Below are 12,655 nucleotides of genomic sequence, written 5' to 3'. Positions count from 1 at the left end.
GTGCCTATGCAACCTATAGATAAAACCATCTCCCTGGAGGAGATGAAACTGGCCGTCGTCGACGCGCTGGAAGATATTAAAGCCTTTGATATTACCGTCATGGATGTGCACAAGCTGACCACGCTTACCAGTTACATGATAGTAGCGAGCGGTAATTCGACGCGCCAGTGCAAGGCGATCGCCGATAATGTGCGCGAAAAACTGAAAGAAAAAGGCGTTGACGCACGTGGCATCGAAGGTGAAAAAGACGGTGAATGGGTATTGGTCGATCTGGACGAGATCGTTATCCATGTCATGGTGCCGGCTACCCGTGCCTACTACAACCTAGAGCAATTATGGAGCGAGTCGCAATCGCGACGCGCAGCTTCAGCCGCTTAATCAAGCTTATCTGCACTATGTGCGCGCAGAGCAGGGTGCAAACCGTACTCAACACTTTCACTGGCGTGGCCTTGCAGGGTCACCACGGTTTTAAGTGTAACTGCGCGCAGCCTCTCCTGCTTTCCAACACTGTCGTCATCCGCGTATGAAACTGAATATCATCTCGGTGGGACATAAAATGCCTGACTGGGTCGAATCTGCCTGTGCCGAATATCTGAAACGCATGCCGCGCGAGCTGGAAACGCGCATCATAGAGATCAAGCCCGACAAGCGCGCGGCAGGCAAAAATAGCGAAGTCGTGCAAGAGGCAGAGGCCAAACGTATCCTCGAAGTCGCCGGTAAAGATTACCTGGTGGCGCTGGATGAGCGTGGCCAGGCGGTGACTACCCTGCAGCTGGCCGACAAGTTGAAAAGCTGGCAGGAGATGGGGCGCGACGTGTCGCTGGTGGTTGGCGGGGCGGATGGTTTGCATGCGCAATTGAAGGCGCAGGCGCAGTGGTTATTCAGCCTTTCCAAACTGACCATGCCGCACGGCATGGTGCGGGTGATGCTGGCCGAGCAACTCTATCGCGCGCATACGGTCCTAAGTGGTCATCCTTATCACCGGGAATAATCATGTCTAAAGCTTTGGTCTGGTTGCGTCGCGACTTGCGCATGGAAGATCATGCCGCCTTGTATCACGCGTTAAAGCGACACCAGCAGGTCTATGTGGCGTTCGTGTTCGATAGTGATATCCTGGATGCCCTGTCTGACAAGCACGACCGGCGGCTGGAATTCATCTGGGAGAGTGTCTGCGAGCTTAAGCAGGCGCTGCAGGCAGCGGGCGGCGATCTGCTGGTCCGTCATGGCCAGGCGCAGGCCGAGATCCCCAGGCTGGCGCAGCAGCTGGAAGTCGCTGCCGTATATGCCAATCGCGATTACGAGCCGCTGGCGACAGCGCGCGACGAGCAGGTGGCGCAGGCTTTATTAACTGCCGGGCGTACCCTGCATCTGTTCAAGGACCAGGTGCTGTTCGAGCAGGACGAGATCCTGACCCAGACCGGCAAGCCTTATGGGGTATTCACCCCTTATAAAAGAGCCCACCTGGCCAAATTGAATGCGTTTTACCTCAAAGCCTATCCAGTGCAGCGCTATCTTTCCAGTCTGGCCAGCCTGCCCGCAGAAGACATGCCATCACTGGAAAGCCTGGGCTTCTCCCGCACTAACTTAAAAAGCATGCGTTTGCCGACCGGCATCACCGGCGCGCAGCAGCTGTTTCACGACTTTTTGCAGCGCATAGAAGATTACGAGCAGGCACGCAACTATCCCGCTATCAAAGGTGTCTCTTATTTGTCGGTGCATCTGCGTTTTGGCACCATCTCTATCCGCCAGTTGGCGCACGCAGCCTGGCAATTGTCGCTGGCTGGCAATGCCGGTGCCGCCACCTGGTTAAGTGAGTTGATATGGCGCGATTTTTATTTCCAGGTCTGTTACCACCGGCCCGATCTGCAACTGGAAAGACGTGCTTACCGGCCCGAATATGAGCAGCTGCCTTTTACGAACGACAGCGACTGGTTTGCTGCCTGGTGCGAGGGGCGCACCGGTTTCCCAATAGTGGATGCCGCCATGCGTCAGCTCAACCAGACCGGCTATATGCATAATCGTTTGCGCATGGTGGTGGCCAGTTTCCTGGTCAAAGACCTGCTGATAGACTGGCGCTGGGGCGAGCAGTATTTTGCCGAAAAGTTGATTGATTTTGATTTTGCTGCCAACAATGGTGGCTGGCAATGGGCGGCTTCAACCGGCTGTGACGCGCAACCCTATTTCAGGATCTTCAACCCGCAATCGCAGTCGGAAAAGTTTGATGCACAGGGCAAGTTTATTCGTAAATATGTGCCTGAATTGGCAGCGCTGGATAACAAGCTGATACATGCGCCCTGGGCAGGCACGCCAGACAAGAAACATCAGCTGGTGACCATGCCTGAAGTGGACTATCCGCTGCCTCTGGTGAACCATGCTGTACAGCGGCAGCAGGCGCTAGAGCTATACAAAAATAATGTGAAGCAAAAATGACATTTGATGTAGAATAAACTCGTTTTACGCTGCGGTTGGTAAGGTGGCAGTAAGGTTTTCGTTGTAGGTCACAAAGCGTGATCGCCCTTCAAAATTCATGGCGGGCGCCGTTAATGTGGTTGCAGGGTATTTGTAGGATAGATAAGCTTCTTACATGCCATGATTAACTTTTATAAAGGCATTTATACCAATTTGCTTCATCTAAATATAATGAAAAATATGAAAAAACTAAAATCCGTTTTATTGATCGCCGTACTCGTAGGTCTTTCTGGCTGTGCAACCGCCAATAAAGACCCGCTGGAAGGCGTCAACCGGGGAATATACAAATTCAATGATGTGGTCGATCAATATGCCATGAAGCCGGTTGCCAAGGCTTACAAGGCAGTGACGCCCACACCAGTGCGTACTGGCATCAGCAACTTCTTCAGCAACCTGGGTACCTTGACCACAGTGGTGAATGACCTGCTGCAACTGAAATTCGCGCAGGCCTTTACCGATGCCGGCCGCTTTGTCATCAATACCACTTTCGGCATCGCCGGTTTTATCGATGTTGCCAGCAAAGACAATATTCCCAGACACCAGGAAGATTTTGGCCAGACGCTGGGTCACTGGGGTGTAGGTTCAGGCCCATACCTGGTGCTGCCTATCCTGGGCCCGAGCACGCTGCGTGACGCCGGTGGCCTGGCTTTTGACACCGTGACATCTGACCCTATCACTTATCTGCACAACACTGGCCAGATCCGTGCCCATAACCAGGTGCGTTTAGTACAGTTTGTGGACAAACGTACCCAGCTGCTGGATGCCAAAGACCTGGTGGATGATGCCTCTATCGATCCATATGCATTTATGCGTGATGCTTACCTGCAACGTCGTGCCAGCCAGGTTCAGGATGGCATCGTGCCACGTGAATTGCTGCAGGATGAGTTTGAGCCTGAAGATGAAGAGCCAGCAAAGGCGACTTCAGCAGAGCAGGCAGCCCCTGCTGACACGGTGGTGTTGCAGTCAGATGCACCTATAGAAGAAAATGCCGGCGCGCTGACTAGCGAAGCCCAGCCAGTGGCAGTGGAAGAGATCCCTGTCGCGACTGAGCCAGCCACGCCTGATGTGGCAGCAGAGAACACTGAAACCCCGGCGGCGACAGAATCTCAAGAGCTATTGCCACCGCTGCTTGACCAGGTCAGTCAGCAGCCTGCAGTGCTGGAAGGTGATGCAGCCGATGTAGTGGCCGGGGTCGATGAGACCTTGCTGACACTGGAAGCCCCTGCAAAATAAAAAACGGTAGGCAGCTGCGTAATTAACAGGCAGCTTAATAAAAAAGGCTTTGCATCTATGCAAAGCCTTTTTTTATTGATGCTACTGTGTTGATTTAAGTCACGGCCGGCTTATTCGGCAGAGGCGATGGTCATTCTCTCTATCAGTATCGAGCCAGTCGATTTTGAGCTGTTCGGGATAATGTCGTTGCCTATGGCGATAATACCTTTCAGCATCTCCTGCATATTGCTGGCGATGGTGATCTCTTCCACCGGGTGTACGATCACACCTTTTTCTACCCAGTAACCTGCGGCACCGCGTGAGTAGTCACCAGTGATCATATTCATGCCATGACCCAGTAGTTCGGTCACCAGCAAGCCGGTATCCAGTGTCTGCAACAACTGCTGCAGTGACTGCCCGGTTGAGCGCACCAGGATGTTATGCGCACCTCCGGCATTACCAGTCGATTGCATGCCCAGCTTGCGCGCCGAATAACTGCCCAGCAAATAACCTTGCAACACGCCATTTTCGACCAGGGTACGCTGTTGGCAGGCCACCCCTTCATTATCAAACGGGCTGCTGCCTGCACCTTTGCGGATGAAAGGGTCTTCGGTGATATGCAGCAGGGGGCTGGCGATGGTCTGCCCCAGGCTATCCAGCAAGAATGAGGATTTACGGTAAAGATTGCCGCCGGAAATAGCGCTGAGCAGTGTGCCTATCAGGCCACCGGCCAGCGGGGCTTCAAACAGCACCGGGTATTGGCCGGTTTTGATAGCACGCGCATCCAGTCTTTTGACCGTGCGCGAGCCGGCGACCTGGCCGACTTGTTCCGGCGACTCCAGGTCATGCGCATCGCGGGCACTGCTATACCAGTAGTCGCGCTGCATCTGATTGTTGGATTCGGCGATCACCGAACAGCTGATGCTGTGGCGTGAGCTAGGGTAGCCGCCGACAAAACCATGGCTGTTGGCATAGGCAAACGCGCCGCTCTGGCTGTAGATGCTGGCGCCTTCACTGTTGCTGATACGGGGGTCAACCGCCAGCGCGGCTGCTTCGCAACGGCTGGCTAATGCCAGCGCCTGCTCTACATCGATAGACCACGGGTGATGCAGTGACAGGTCAGGGAACTCGGTCGCCATGCGCTCGGCATCGGCCAAGCCGCAGAAAGGGTCTTCAGCGGTGTATTTGGCAATATTGCAGGCGGCTTCCACCGTGTCTTTAAGTGCTTGCGCACTCAGGTCAGAGGTGCTGGCATAGCCTTTTCTCTGGCCGAAATAAACCGTCACCGAGCAGCCTTTATCGCGGTTGTATTCGATATTTTCTGTCTCGCCCTGACGGACCGAGACGTTCTGGCCGGTGCCAAAACTCACTTCTGCTTCTGCACTGCTGGCGCCTGACAGCCTGGCCAATTGAATGATGTCTTGCGAGATTTGTTTGAGTTGTTCCAGTTGCATGCTATGAGCGCTTGTTTCTTGCTTGGCAGTTAAAGCTGGTATCATACCGTGATTTGGCAGAGATTGCTTTTACCATGACCGCAGAACCGCTTGATGATTCCCCTCCCAGTAAAACCAAATTGAAAGCAGAGGCTGACGCCGCGCAGGAAATCGGTAGGCAATTACTGGAACTGCCTAAAGACAGATTAAAGAAGTTACAGCTGGATGAAGCCCTGAATGACGCCATCGTCGAGGCGAAACGGCTCACTGCCAACGGCGCCATCCGCCGCCAGTTGCAGTATATAGGCCGCTTGATGCGCGACATAGACCTGGCGCCTATCGTTGAACAGTTGCAAAAGTGGGAAGGCAAGCACATCGAAGAGAATGCGCGCTTTCACCAGATGGAGCGCTGGCGCACCCGCCTGATAGAAGACGCAAAAGCGTTTGAATTATTTCTGCTGGAATACCCGCGTACCGATGTGCAGCAGATGCGTACCTTGATACGCAATGCGCAAAAAGAGCTGGCTGCCAACAAGCCACCAAAAAGCAGCCGTGAATTATTCAAAATGATACGCGAGCTGGCTGAAGGTGCACACAGTGCGCCGGATGAGCTGGCTGAGTAGTATCCGTCGCCAGGTCTGCCGCCTTTAAGATGGGCGGCTGTACCGGGGTTGAATACGCTTAGGCATGCGTTAAATAACCATTATTAATTAGAAACGGCTGGTGCACTTGCACCAAAGGCCAGCCAGCAGGGGATCACAATGCAGCAAGGGAACATAGCGCAGCACCATGTGGAAGAACTGGATTTAACCGGCCTGGAAAGCCCGGAACCGATGTTAAGAACCAAGACTGCCCTGGATGCCCTGGCATCCGGGCAGGTGATCCTGGTTAAAACGACGGCATTGGGCAGCGAGCAGAATATCCGCAACCTGATCAGCAATCACCCGGTGACCTTGCTGTCTTTTAAAAAAGAGAGCGGCATATTTCATTTTTTAATAGAAAAAACGCCAGACCCGGCCGCCGCTGATTCAAACAGCCAGGCTTAACTTCTTTTCGGCGGCAGCAGGAATCTCCACGGCTGGCGATAAAGCAAGGTCATCAGTTCCAGCGCAAAAGCTTTCCAGTGACGGTAGCGCACCTGCCGTGATTTCATGGCCACGAAGATAGCCAGGCCGAAGCTGGTGAGCAGATTCACCGTACCCACCACCACTATGCCTAGCAAGGCTGTGCCCAGCAGGTAGTAACTCAACTGAAAGTCCAGCGCCGAAAAGGCATAGCCTGAAAAAGCCGCCACAAACGTGACATGGCGGATATCCAGCGGCAGGCCCAGCATGACACCCAGGCCGGAAGCGAAACCTAGCAGGCAACCAAAGTAAAAATTCCCGGCCAGTGCACCCAGATTGTGGCGTATATAGTCGGCGATACGCGACAGGCGCTCTTTGCCCAGCCAGCGTTGCAAGCTGGGCAGGTTGGCAATGCGTTCCGGGATGCGGTTATAGGCGGCCAGGTTGTCATGGTAGCCAGCGATCAGGCCGGAGAGGAACAGGCAAACGCCTGCCACTGCAGCATAGAGTGCGCTCAGGCTGATCAGCGGGTTATTCGAATCCAGCAATATATGCGCTTTGGCCTCGCCGATAAAATGGTGGCCGCTGTATTGCACCACCAGCCAGTCTATCAACATCGCCATCGGGATCACTACGATGACATTGCCCAGAATGGCGATGGTCTGGCTGCTGGTGGTTTGCGCCACGATGTTGACCAGGCTGTGGATGTTCTTGCTGTCCTGGCCGTCATCGTCTATGGTCGCCGCGATGGTGGCGGCGGTCATCGCCGGCTGTTTGGTGGCGACGGTAAAATGCAGCAGGTGGATCAATACAAAACCCAGCCCATAATTCAGGCTGAAGAAAATAGCTTCTGCCAATGGCGCGAAGTGATAACTGGCGATGATGATCTTGAACATGGCCATAAAGGCAATGATCACCCCGGCACCCATGGCCGAACCCATCAGTTTGTAATACTCCTGCCGGTGCTGGGCGATATAGTGTTCGCCGGTGTGGCTGGCATTTTCAGTCACGCGCAAGGCCAGCAACTCGGTGTTCTGGCGCCAGTAATCTGAAAGGTTATTCTTTTTGCATTCTGCATACACCAGCTGTTTGAACAGGTGGGTGATGGCATCGCTGACATCGTGCTTGAGCAGCAGGCCATGCAGAATATCCACCAGTAACTGCATGCGGTGTATCTGCTGCAGCATACGCTGCATCAGCGCAGTCAGCGAAATGCTGGTGCCGGTCTTGGCATTGGCTTTGCGGATATCATTGGTCAGTTGCTCGCAGCGCTTGAGCACTTCGTACAGATGCTGGATATCGTCGGCGCTGATCAGCGTCAGGGTGAGGAATTTCTGTATCTCTATATTCTGCGTGATAAACGGCGAGTCATTATTCTCCAGATCCTCATGCTGCAGGATCAGCTCAGGGTCCAGGCCAGAGGCCGACAGGCGGTAGGAAAGCACTTGCAGCGCATCCTTTAATTCCTGGGTGCAACTTAACTGCTGCGCATGGTTACCCTCACCCAGCGCCAGGGTATGCATAAAGTCGCGCCAGACGGTATTTGGCACGCCGGTGACCCAATAAGCATCACTGTTGCGGTAAAAAATCTGCCCGAAGACATCTTTCAGGTATCTGGGGTCAGGCACTTCTGGCAACAGCTTGTGCGAGAACCGGCGGTAGATCTCGGTAAAAAAGCCCAGGTCAGACTGTATGCCGTGCTCTGAATAAAGTGAAATGACACTTTTTTCATCCAGCAGACGCAAGATGCTGTTGCGTAAGGCAAGGGCGAATTGCGGTTGCTGCTGTAACAGAAAACACAGGGCCTGTATGGATTTGCTGGCACTCTCGGTATCTGTGACCTGGTGCGGGCGGATATCCTCAACCAATGCGCGCAAAAACGCAATGTCGTCGAGTTGACCTGAGGCGACGCGGGCCGCCTGGTGGTCGAAGGTAGTTTGAAACATGTGAAACACTTTCTGTTTTTTATAGGGGTGACAATGTGCAGTTTAAAGCTGCGCTTATAGCGTCACTTGCAAGGCCAGGGGTTCGGTTTTTCGCTGTATATTCATGGTCACGCGACTACCCTTGTAGCGCCTGACCAGGCTGGACAAGGTCGCGGCATCATTTACTTTCTCCTGATTGATACTCAGCAGGTGGTCACCGCGTAACAATCCAGCCTGCTCGGCAGCAGAACCATGGATCACGGCGATGACACGCACACCTTCTGCAGAGGGGGCAGTCTCCGGCTCTTCACCGGCCGGCGAGGAGGGGCGGGGCACCAGTTTGATCACATGCACGCCCAGTACCGGCGGCGGTAACTTGGCCCAGAAAGTCGCGTAATAGCGATATTTGCCGGGTTGGGCAGCCACATCTTTTTCAGTCAGCGATTGCCCTTTTTTGATGGCCTCCTTGATCACTTCCATTTTTGAGGAAGGCGAGGCATTGCCGGCTTTTTTGACGTAGACCAGGATCTTGTCCGCCTGTATGGCGCGGCCATGGTCAAGCGCCTGTGCCGGCGGCACTTCTCCGGCTTCAAAACCGCTGAAACCCATGAGGTCGTAGCCATCTTCCAGCATGGTGATATTGTCATCATCACGGCGATTCCCGCTCAGTAACTCGGGTTCCGGGCTGGCTTGCAGTGAATGCAGATTGCCCTGGTTTTGTGCCTGGTAGTTTTTGGCATACAGATTGTCATCGGCAAAAGCGGCTGGCGCAGTCATGCACAGGGTCATCGCTGCCAGCACTAGCAAGCTGTAAAAGCCTCTGCCTGATGCGCTGGGCTCAGAGGTCAAATGCGCTGTGGTGCATAAAACTTTCATCGGTTTTCTCCATAATCAATGACACCTTTTAGTCTGACTGATGTGCCGGGTAATGTTATGATGTGCTGGTACATTAACACAGACCACCTGGATTCCCAGCAATTCCATCTTGGGCAATTCAATCCCTGGCAATACTATCCGGGGCTGTGCGAGCCATATCCATGCAATATAAACCTCAACCCTGACAGACCAAAAGTTATGCAAGCACAATCCACGCGCATAGGGCTGGTGTCCATCAGCGATCGCGCATCTCAAGGCGTGTATGAAGACAAGGGCATTCCCACGCTGTCTTCCTGGCTGGAAAAAACCCTGCTATCACCCTATGAAACCGTCAGCCGCCTGATCGCGGACGAGCAGGTCACCATCTCGGAAACACTCAGGCAGCTGGTCGATGACGCGCATTGTCACCTGATACTCACCACCGGTGGCACCGGGCCTGCGCTCAGGGATGTCACACCCGAGGCGACGCTGGCGATCGCCGACCGCGAGATGCCGGGCTTTGGCGAACAGATGCGCCAGATCAGCCTGCGTTTTGTGCCTACGGCCATTTTGTCGCGCCAGGTAGCGGTGATCCGCAAGCAATGCCTGATCATCAATCTGCCAGGCCAGCCCAAGTCTATACAGGAAACCCTGGAAGGGTTGAAAGACGCTGATGGCAAAGTGCTGGTGCCAGGTATCTTTGCCGCCGTCCCTTATTGCCTGGATCTACTGGCAACTGACAGCCAGCCCATGCCCTACCTGGAAACCGCAGACGCTATCGTTAAATCCTTCAGGCCCAAATCTGCCCAGCGTCCAACTGCCCCAATTAAAGAATAATTGTTTAAAGAATAATTGAATCATGAATTACAAAAGCATCGCCACGCTGATCTTTATCGCGTGTTTCAGTCTACTCACCTATCTGTTATTAATGGAGATGCCGCCCAGCAATGACGGCTCGCTGTACAAAGATAAAATAGAGCATATTATTGCTTTTGGCGGGGTGACATTCTGGGGCCTGATGGCTTTCCCCGCACACCGGCTGGCTATCGCTGTCGGCTTAACTGCCTTTGGTGCCCTGATGGAGATATTGCAAGGTGTGATGACTACCACGCGACAACCTAGTATTTATGACTGGTACGCCGACATGGTCGGCATCGCATTGGCATGGGCAGTGGTCCTGCTATTACAGCGCTGGTGGAAGAAACGCCGTGGCTGAATTCGATCTTATCGCGCAATATTTCACCCGCCCCGGGCCGGCCGGTTTGAGCACAGCGGATCTGGGCGTGGGTGATGATGCCGCATTGATCAGTGTCACCCCCGGCCATCAACTGGCCATTTCTGCCGATATGTCAGTGTCTGGCACGCATTTTTTTGCTGACGCTGACCCTTACGCCATCGGCTGGAAAGCCATGGCAGTCAATGTCAGTGATATGGCGGCGATGGGCGCAAACCCCAAATGGGCTACATTATCGATCGCCTTGCCTGAGATAGATGCAGGCTGGCTGAGCGCATTCAGCCAGGGCCTGTTCGCTTGTGCCGATACTTATGCAGTCTCCCTGATCGGTGGCGATACCACGCGCGGACCATTGAATATCTCTATCAATATTTTTGGCGAAGTGCCTGTGGGTAAAGCCATCCGACGCGACCGGGCGCAGGCTGGCGATGATATCTGGGTCAGTGGCACACCGGGAAAAGCTGCTTTATGGCTGCAACAGCGGCTGGGCAGGCTGGATCTGCATGCCGAAGATGTCGCTGACCTTGCCCCTGCCATGCACCTGCCGCAACCGCGCGTGGCGCTAGGTCTGGCATTGCAGGAGATTGCGCATGCGGCGCTCGATATCTCAGATGGACTGCTGGCAGATTTAAGCCATATATTGCAAGCGTCGGCCAAAGGCGCCAGCCTGGATTGGGCCTTGCTGCCCAGGCCGGAATTGCGTCACTCCCGACTGCCAGATTCAGTCATGCAGCAAGCGGTGCTGACCGGGGGGGATGATTATGAGCTGTGTTTTACCGCTGCGCCCCAGCGACGCGAGCAACTGCTGGCACTGGCACGCACACTGGCACTCCCTTTAAGCCGCATAGGTAGTGTCACTCAGGCGCCAGGTCTGACCGTGCGCAATGGTGAAACTACTATTGAGCTATCGCAGAAAGGCTATGTGCATTTTGACTAGACAGCTGACACCTGGCGAGCCGGATCTAGCGCTGCTGCTCTCGCATCCCTTGCATTTTCTCAGCCTGGGTCTGGGCAGCGGCCTGTTTCCCAAAGCGCCGGGCACGGCCGGTACTTTGCTGGGTTTTCCGCTGTTCTGGAGCATCATGCAGTTACCCATCTGGCAACAATGGCTGGCGTTGCTGCTGCTGTTCGTGTTTGGTATCTGGTGTTGTGCATTTACCGGCCGCGCGCTTGGCGTCAGCGATCATGGTGCCATCGTCTGGGATGAGATCGTCGCCATGGCGGCGATACTGGTGACCGTGCCCGCGACCTGGGCCTGGGCAGTCGCTGCATTTGCGTTATTCCGCCTGTTTGATATCTGGAAGCCTTACCCTATCAGCTGGGCAGACCGGCACATAGGCGGTGGTTTCGGTGTCATGCTGGATGATGGCCTGGCGGCAGTGATGGCCATCGTGGTATTGCAACTCATGCAAAGGTACTTGTAATGCAAGCGCTAGCAACCCTGAGTGCGGATCTGGGCCAGGCGCTATTGGCCAAAGGCTGGCAGCTGGCGCTGGCAGAATCGTGTACCGGCGGCATGCTGGCCCAGGAGGTCACCGCCATAGCGGGTAGTTCTGCCTGGTTCGACCGTGGCTTTGTGACTTATAGCAATGCTGCGAAAGTAGAGATGTTAAGTGTGCCGGATGCGCTGATTCAGGCGCATGGTGCGGTGAGTGAGCCAGTGGCACAGGCAATGGCGACTGGTGCGATACAGCACAGCCTTGCCCATATCAGTGCTGCAGTCACCGGCATTGCAGGCCCTGCTGGCGGGTCTATACAAAAGCCGGTGGGCACCGTGTGTTTCGCCTGGGCGATACGTGCGGATTCAGGGCAAACAGGTAAACAGGTGGTAGAAACGCGTTATTTTACCGGGGATAGAGCTGCCATACGCCAGCAAGCTGCCAGCCATGTGCTGACAGGCTTGCTTAGCCTGGTTAGAACAGGTGCCGAATAGGGCAGCCGCTCAGCATCAATGGTGATGGTGGCCGTGATCATGGCCGCCACGACCCCAGCCGCCGCGTGGACCACCTCGCGGACCGCGGTCATAACCGCGATAGCCGTTACCATAACCAAACTGGATAAAGCCTGGCGCTGGTGGCACATAAGCATAACCTGGCGCAGTGTAATAGCTGCTTTGCGGATGACGGTAGACCACCACTGGCGGTGGCGCGTAATACACCGGTGGCGGTGCATAATATACAGGCGGAGGCGCGTAAGGGTTGCCGACAACGACGCCGACTGACCAGTTAGGGTCGGCTTGCGCAGATAATGCCGCCATGCCGCTCAACGCGATTCCTAAAATGTATTTAACGATGTTCATAAAGGCTCCTCTCACGGAAAACGATTCATGCTTTCTTGCTCATAAACGTGTACGCCTTATTACGGTTGACAATTCACTGCATTAATCGTTCGAATGCCATATCACTGATGGTCGATTTATGAAATAATTAGCAGTTATTTATCTGATTATATAGCGTTTAAACG

15 protein-coding genes are annotated in these 12,655 nt (G+C 54.4%); 11 read left to right on the top strand and 4 right to left on the bottom strand.

What is annotated here, in order from left to right; all coding sequences use genetic code 11:
• The first annotated feature begins 6 nt into the window (after nt 1-6).
• The 4 genes from rsfS (at nt 7) to ACT6RZ_RS06135 (ending at nt 3,702) form a co-directional block, all read left to right on the top strand.
• Nucleotides 7-378 carry a ribosome silencing factor gene (gene rsfS / locus ACT6RZ_RS06150; RefSeq protein ID WP_379031451.1) on the top strand — a complete coding sequence of 124 codons (372 nt, stop codon included), beginning with the start codon at nt 7-9 and terminating at the stop codon, nt 376-378.
• A gap of 145 nt (nt 379-523) precedes the next feature.
• Entirely contained in the window at nt 524-991 is a 468-nt protein-coding gene (rlmH, locus tag ACT6RZ_RS06145; RefSeq protein WP_444701264.1) for a 23S rRNA (pseudouridine(1915)-N(3))-methyltransferase RlmH, read from the top strand.
• 2 nt (nt 992-993) lie between these two features.
• A complete protein-coding gene (locus ACT6RZ_RS06140; protein ID WP_444701263.1) occupies nt 994-2,430 on the top strand; it encodes a cryptochrome/photolyase family protein in 1,437 nt (478 codons plus the stop codon).
• A gap of 219 nt (nt 2,431-2,649) precedes the next feature.
• The gene (locus ACT6RZ_RS06135) at nt 2,650-3,702 is read left to right on the top strand and encodes an MlaA family lipoprotein (protein ID WP_444701262.1); all 1,053 of its coding nucleotides are present in this window, start codon (nt 2,650-2,652) and stop codon (nt 3,700-3,702) included.
• A gap of 110 nt (nt 3,703-3,812) precedes the next feature.
• On the opposite strand, the gene pmbA is transcribed toward ACT6RZ_RS06135, so the two are convergent.
• Nucleotides 3,813-5,135: a metalloprotease PmbA gene (pmbA, locus tag ACT6RZ_RS06130; RefSeq protein WP_444701261.1), complete on the bottom strand. Its 1,323-nt coding sequence runs from the start codon at nt 5,133-5,135 to the stop codon at nt 3,813-3,815.
• 74 nt (nt 5,136-5,209) lie between these two features.
• Here pmbA and yjgA point away from each other — a divergent pair, with 74 nt between their 5' ends.
• Together yjgA and ACT6RZ_RS06120 are read left to right on the top strand one after the other, a co-directional pair.
• Nucleotides 5,210-5,737: a ribosome biogenesis factor YjgA gene (gene yjgA, locus ACT6RZ_RS06125; protein WP_444701260.1), complete on the top strand. Its 528-nt coding sequence runs from the start codon at nt 5,210-5,212 to the stop codon at nt 5,735-5,737.
• A gap of 138 nt (nt 5,738-5,875) precedes the next feature.
• Nucleotides 5,876-6,160 carry a sulfurtransferase TusA family protein gene (locus ACT6RZ_RS06120; RefSeq protein ID WP_444701259.1) on the top strand — a complete coding sequence of 95 codons (285 nt, stop codon included), beginning with the start codon at nt 5,876-5,878 and terminating at the stop codon, nt 6,158-6,160.
• Here ACT6RZ_RS06120 and ACT6RZ_RS06115 read toward each other — a convergent pair.
• Both ACT6RZ_RS06115 and ACT6RZ_RS06110 read right to left on the bottom strand, forming a co-directional pair.
• Nucleotides 6,157-8,124, bottom strand: coding sequence for a site-specific recombinase (locus ACT6RZ_RS06115; protein WP_444701258.1), 1,968 nt, complete (start codon nt 8,122-8,124; stop codon nt 6,157-6,159). The two genes, ACT6RZ_RS06120 and ACT6RZ_RS06115, sit on opposite strands and share 4 nt — an antisense overlap.
• Nucleotides 8,125-8,178: 54 nt before the next feature.
• Nucleotides 8,179-8,979: a PDZ domain-containing protein gene (locus tag ACT6RZ_RS06110; RefSeq protein WP_444701257.1), complete on the bottom strand. Its 801-nt coding sequence runs from the start codon at nt 8,977-8,979 to the stop codon at nt 8,179-8,181.
• Between the two features lie 198 nt (nt 8,980-9,177).
• Here ACT6RZ_RS06110 and mog point away from each other — a divergent pair, with 198 nt between their 5' ends.
• The 5 genes from mog to ACT6RZ_RS06085 are packed head-to-tail and all read left to right on the top strand — an operon-like array spanning nt 9,178 to nt 12,125.
• A complete protein-coding gene (mog, locus tag ACT6RZ_RS06105; RefSeq protein WP_444701256.1) occupies nt 9,178-9,795 on the top strand; it encodes a molybdopterin adenylyltransferase in 618 nt (205 codons plus the stop codon).
• A 22-nt stretch (nt 9,796-9,817) separates the two neighbouring features.
• Nucleotides 9,818-10,174 carry a VanZ family protein gene (locus ACT6RZ_RS06100; RefSeq protein ID WP_444701255.1) on the top strand — a complete coding sequence of 119 codons (357 nt, stop codon included), beginning with the start codon at nt 9,818-9,820 and terminating at the stop codon, nt 10,172-10,174.
• Complete coding sequence (thiL, locus tag ACT6RZ_RS06095) at nt 10,167-11,129, top strand: thiamine-phosphate kinase (RefSeq protein WP_444701254.1); 963 nt, start codon at nt 10,167-10,169, stop codon at nt 11,127-11,129. Before ACT6RZ_RS06100 ends, thiL begins: the two co-directional genes overlap by 8 nt.
• Nucleotides 11,113-11,616, top strand: a complete 504-nt coding sequence (locus ACT6RZ_RS06090; protein ID WP_444701253.1) for a phosphatidylglycerophosphatase A family protein — start codon at nt 11,113-11,115, stop codon at nt 11,614-11,616. Before thiL ends, ACT6RZ_RS06090 begins: the two co-directional genes overlap by 17 nt.
• Nucleotides 11,616-12,125, top strand: a complete 510-nt coding sequence (locus ACT6RZ_RS06085) for a CinA family protein (RefSeq protein ID WP_444701252.1) — start codon at nt 11,616-11,618, stop codon at nt 12,123-12,125. Before ACT6RZ_RS06090 ends, ACT6RZ_RS06085 begins: the two co-directional genes overlap by 1 nt.
• Nucleotides 12,126-12,140: 15 nt before the next feature.
• Here the strand turns inward: ACT6RZ_RS06085 and ACT6RZ_RS06080 are convergent, their stop codons facing one another.
• Nucleotides 12,141-12,491, bottom strand: a complete 351-nt coding sequence (locus ACT6RZ_RS06080) for a hypothetical protein (protein WP_444701251.1) — start codon at nt 12,489-12,491, stop codon at nt 12,141-12,143.
• Nucleotides 12,492-12,655 lie beyond the last annotated feature (164 nt).

The organism is Methylophilus sp. (assembly GCF_052437885.1).
GTDB lineage: Bacteria > Pseudomonadota > Gammaproteobacteria > Burkholderiales > Methylophilaceae > Methylophilus.
The sequence above is the reverse complement of the archived record's forward strand: the minus strand, read 5'-3'. Positions and strand labels throughout refer to the sequence as shown.

Bases quoted from the DNA above. Each gene is read 5' to 3' on its own strand.
- rsfS (WP_379031451.1), top strand. From the start codon at position 7: ATGCAACCTATAGATAAAACCATCTCCCTGGAGGAGATGAAACTGGCC.
- rlmH (WP_444701264.1), top strand. From the start codon at position 524: ATGAAACTGAATATCATCTCGGTGGGACATAAAATGCCTGACTGGGTC.
- ACT6RZ_RS06140 (WP_444701263.1), top strand. From the start codon at position 994: ATGTCTAAAGCTTTGGTCTGGTTGCGTCGCGACTTGCGCATGGAAGAT.
- ACT6RZ_RS06135 (WP_444701262.1), top strand. From the start codon at position 2,650: ATGAAAAAACTAAAATCCGTTTTATTGATCGCCGTACTCGTAGGTCTT.
- pmbA (WP_444701261.1), bottom strand. From the start codon at position 5,135: ATGCAACTGGAACAACTCAAACAAATCTCGCAAGACATCATTCAATTG.
- yjgA (WP_444701260.1), top strand. From the start codon at position 5,210: ATGACCGCAGAACCGCTTGATGATTCCCCTCCCAGTAAAACCAAATTG.
- ACT6RZ_RS06120 (WP_444701259.1), top strand. From the start codon at position 5,876: ATGCAGCAAGGGAACATAGCGCAGCACCATGTGGAAGAACTGGATTTA.
- ACT6RZ_RS06115 (WP_444701258.1), bottom strand. From the start codon at position 8,124: ATGTTTCAAACTACCTTCGACCACCAGGCGGCCCGCGTCGCCTCAGGT.
- ACT6RZ_RS06110 (WP_444701257.1), bottom strand. From the start codon at position 8,979: ATGAAAGTTTTATGCACCACAGCGCATTTGACCTCTGAGCCCAGCGCA.
- mog (WP_444701256.1), top strand. From the start codon at position 9,178: ATGCAAGCACAATCCACGCGCATAGGGCTGGTGTCCATCAGCGATCGC.
- ACT6RZ_RS06100 (WP_444701255.1), top strand. From the start codon at position 9,818: ATGAATTACAAAAGCATCGCCACGCTGATCTTTATCGCGTGTTTCAGT.
- ACT6RZ_RS06090 (WP_444701253.1), top strand. From the start codon at position 11,113: ATGTGCATTTTGACTAGACAGCTGACACCTGGCGAGCCGGATCTAGCG.
- ACT6RZ_RS06085 (WP_444701252.1), top strand. From the start codon at position 11,616: ATGCAAGCGCTAGCAACCCTGAGTGCGGATCTGGGCCAGGCGCTATTG.
- ACT6RZ_RS06080 (WP_444701251.1), bottom strand. From the start codon at position 12,491: ATGAACATCGTTAAATACATTTTAGGAATCGCGTTGAGCGGCATGGCG.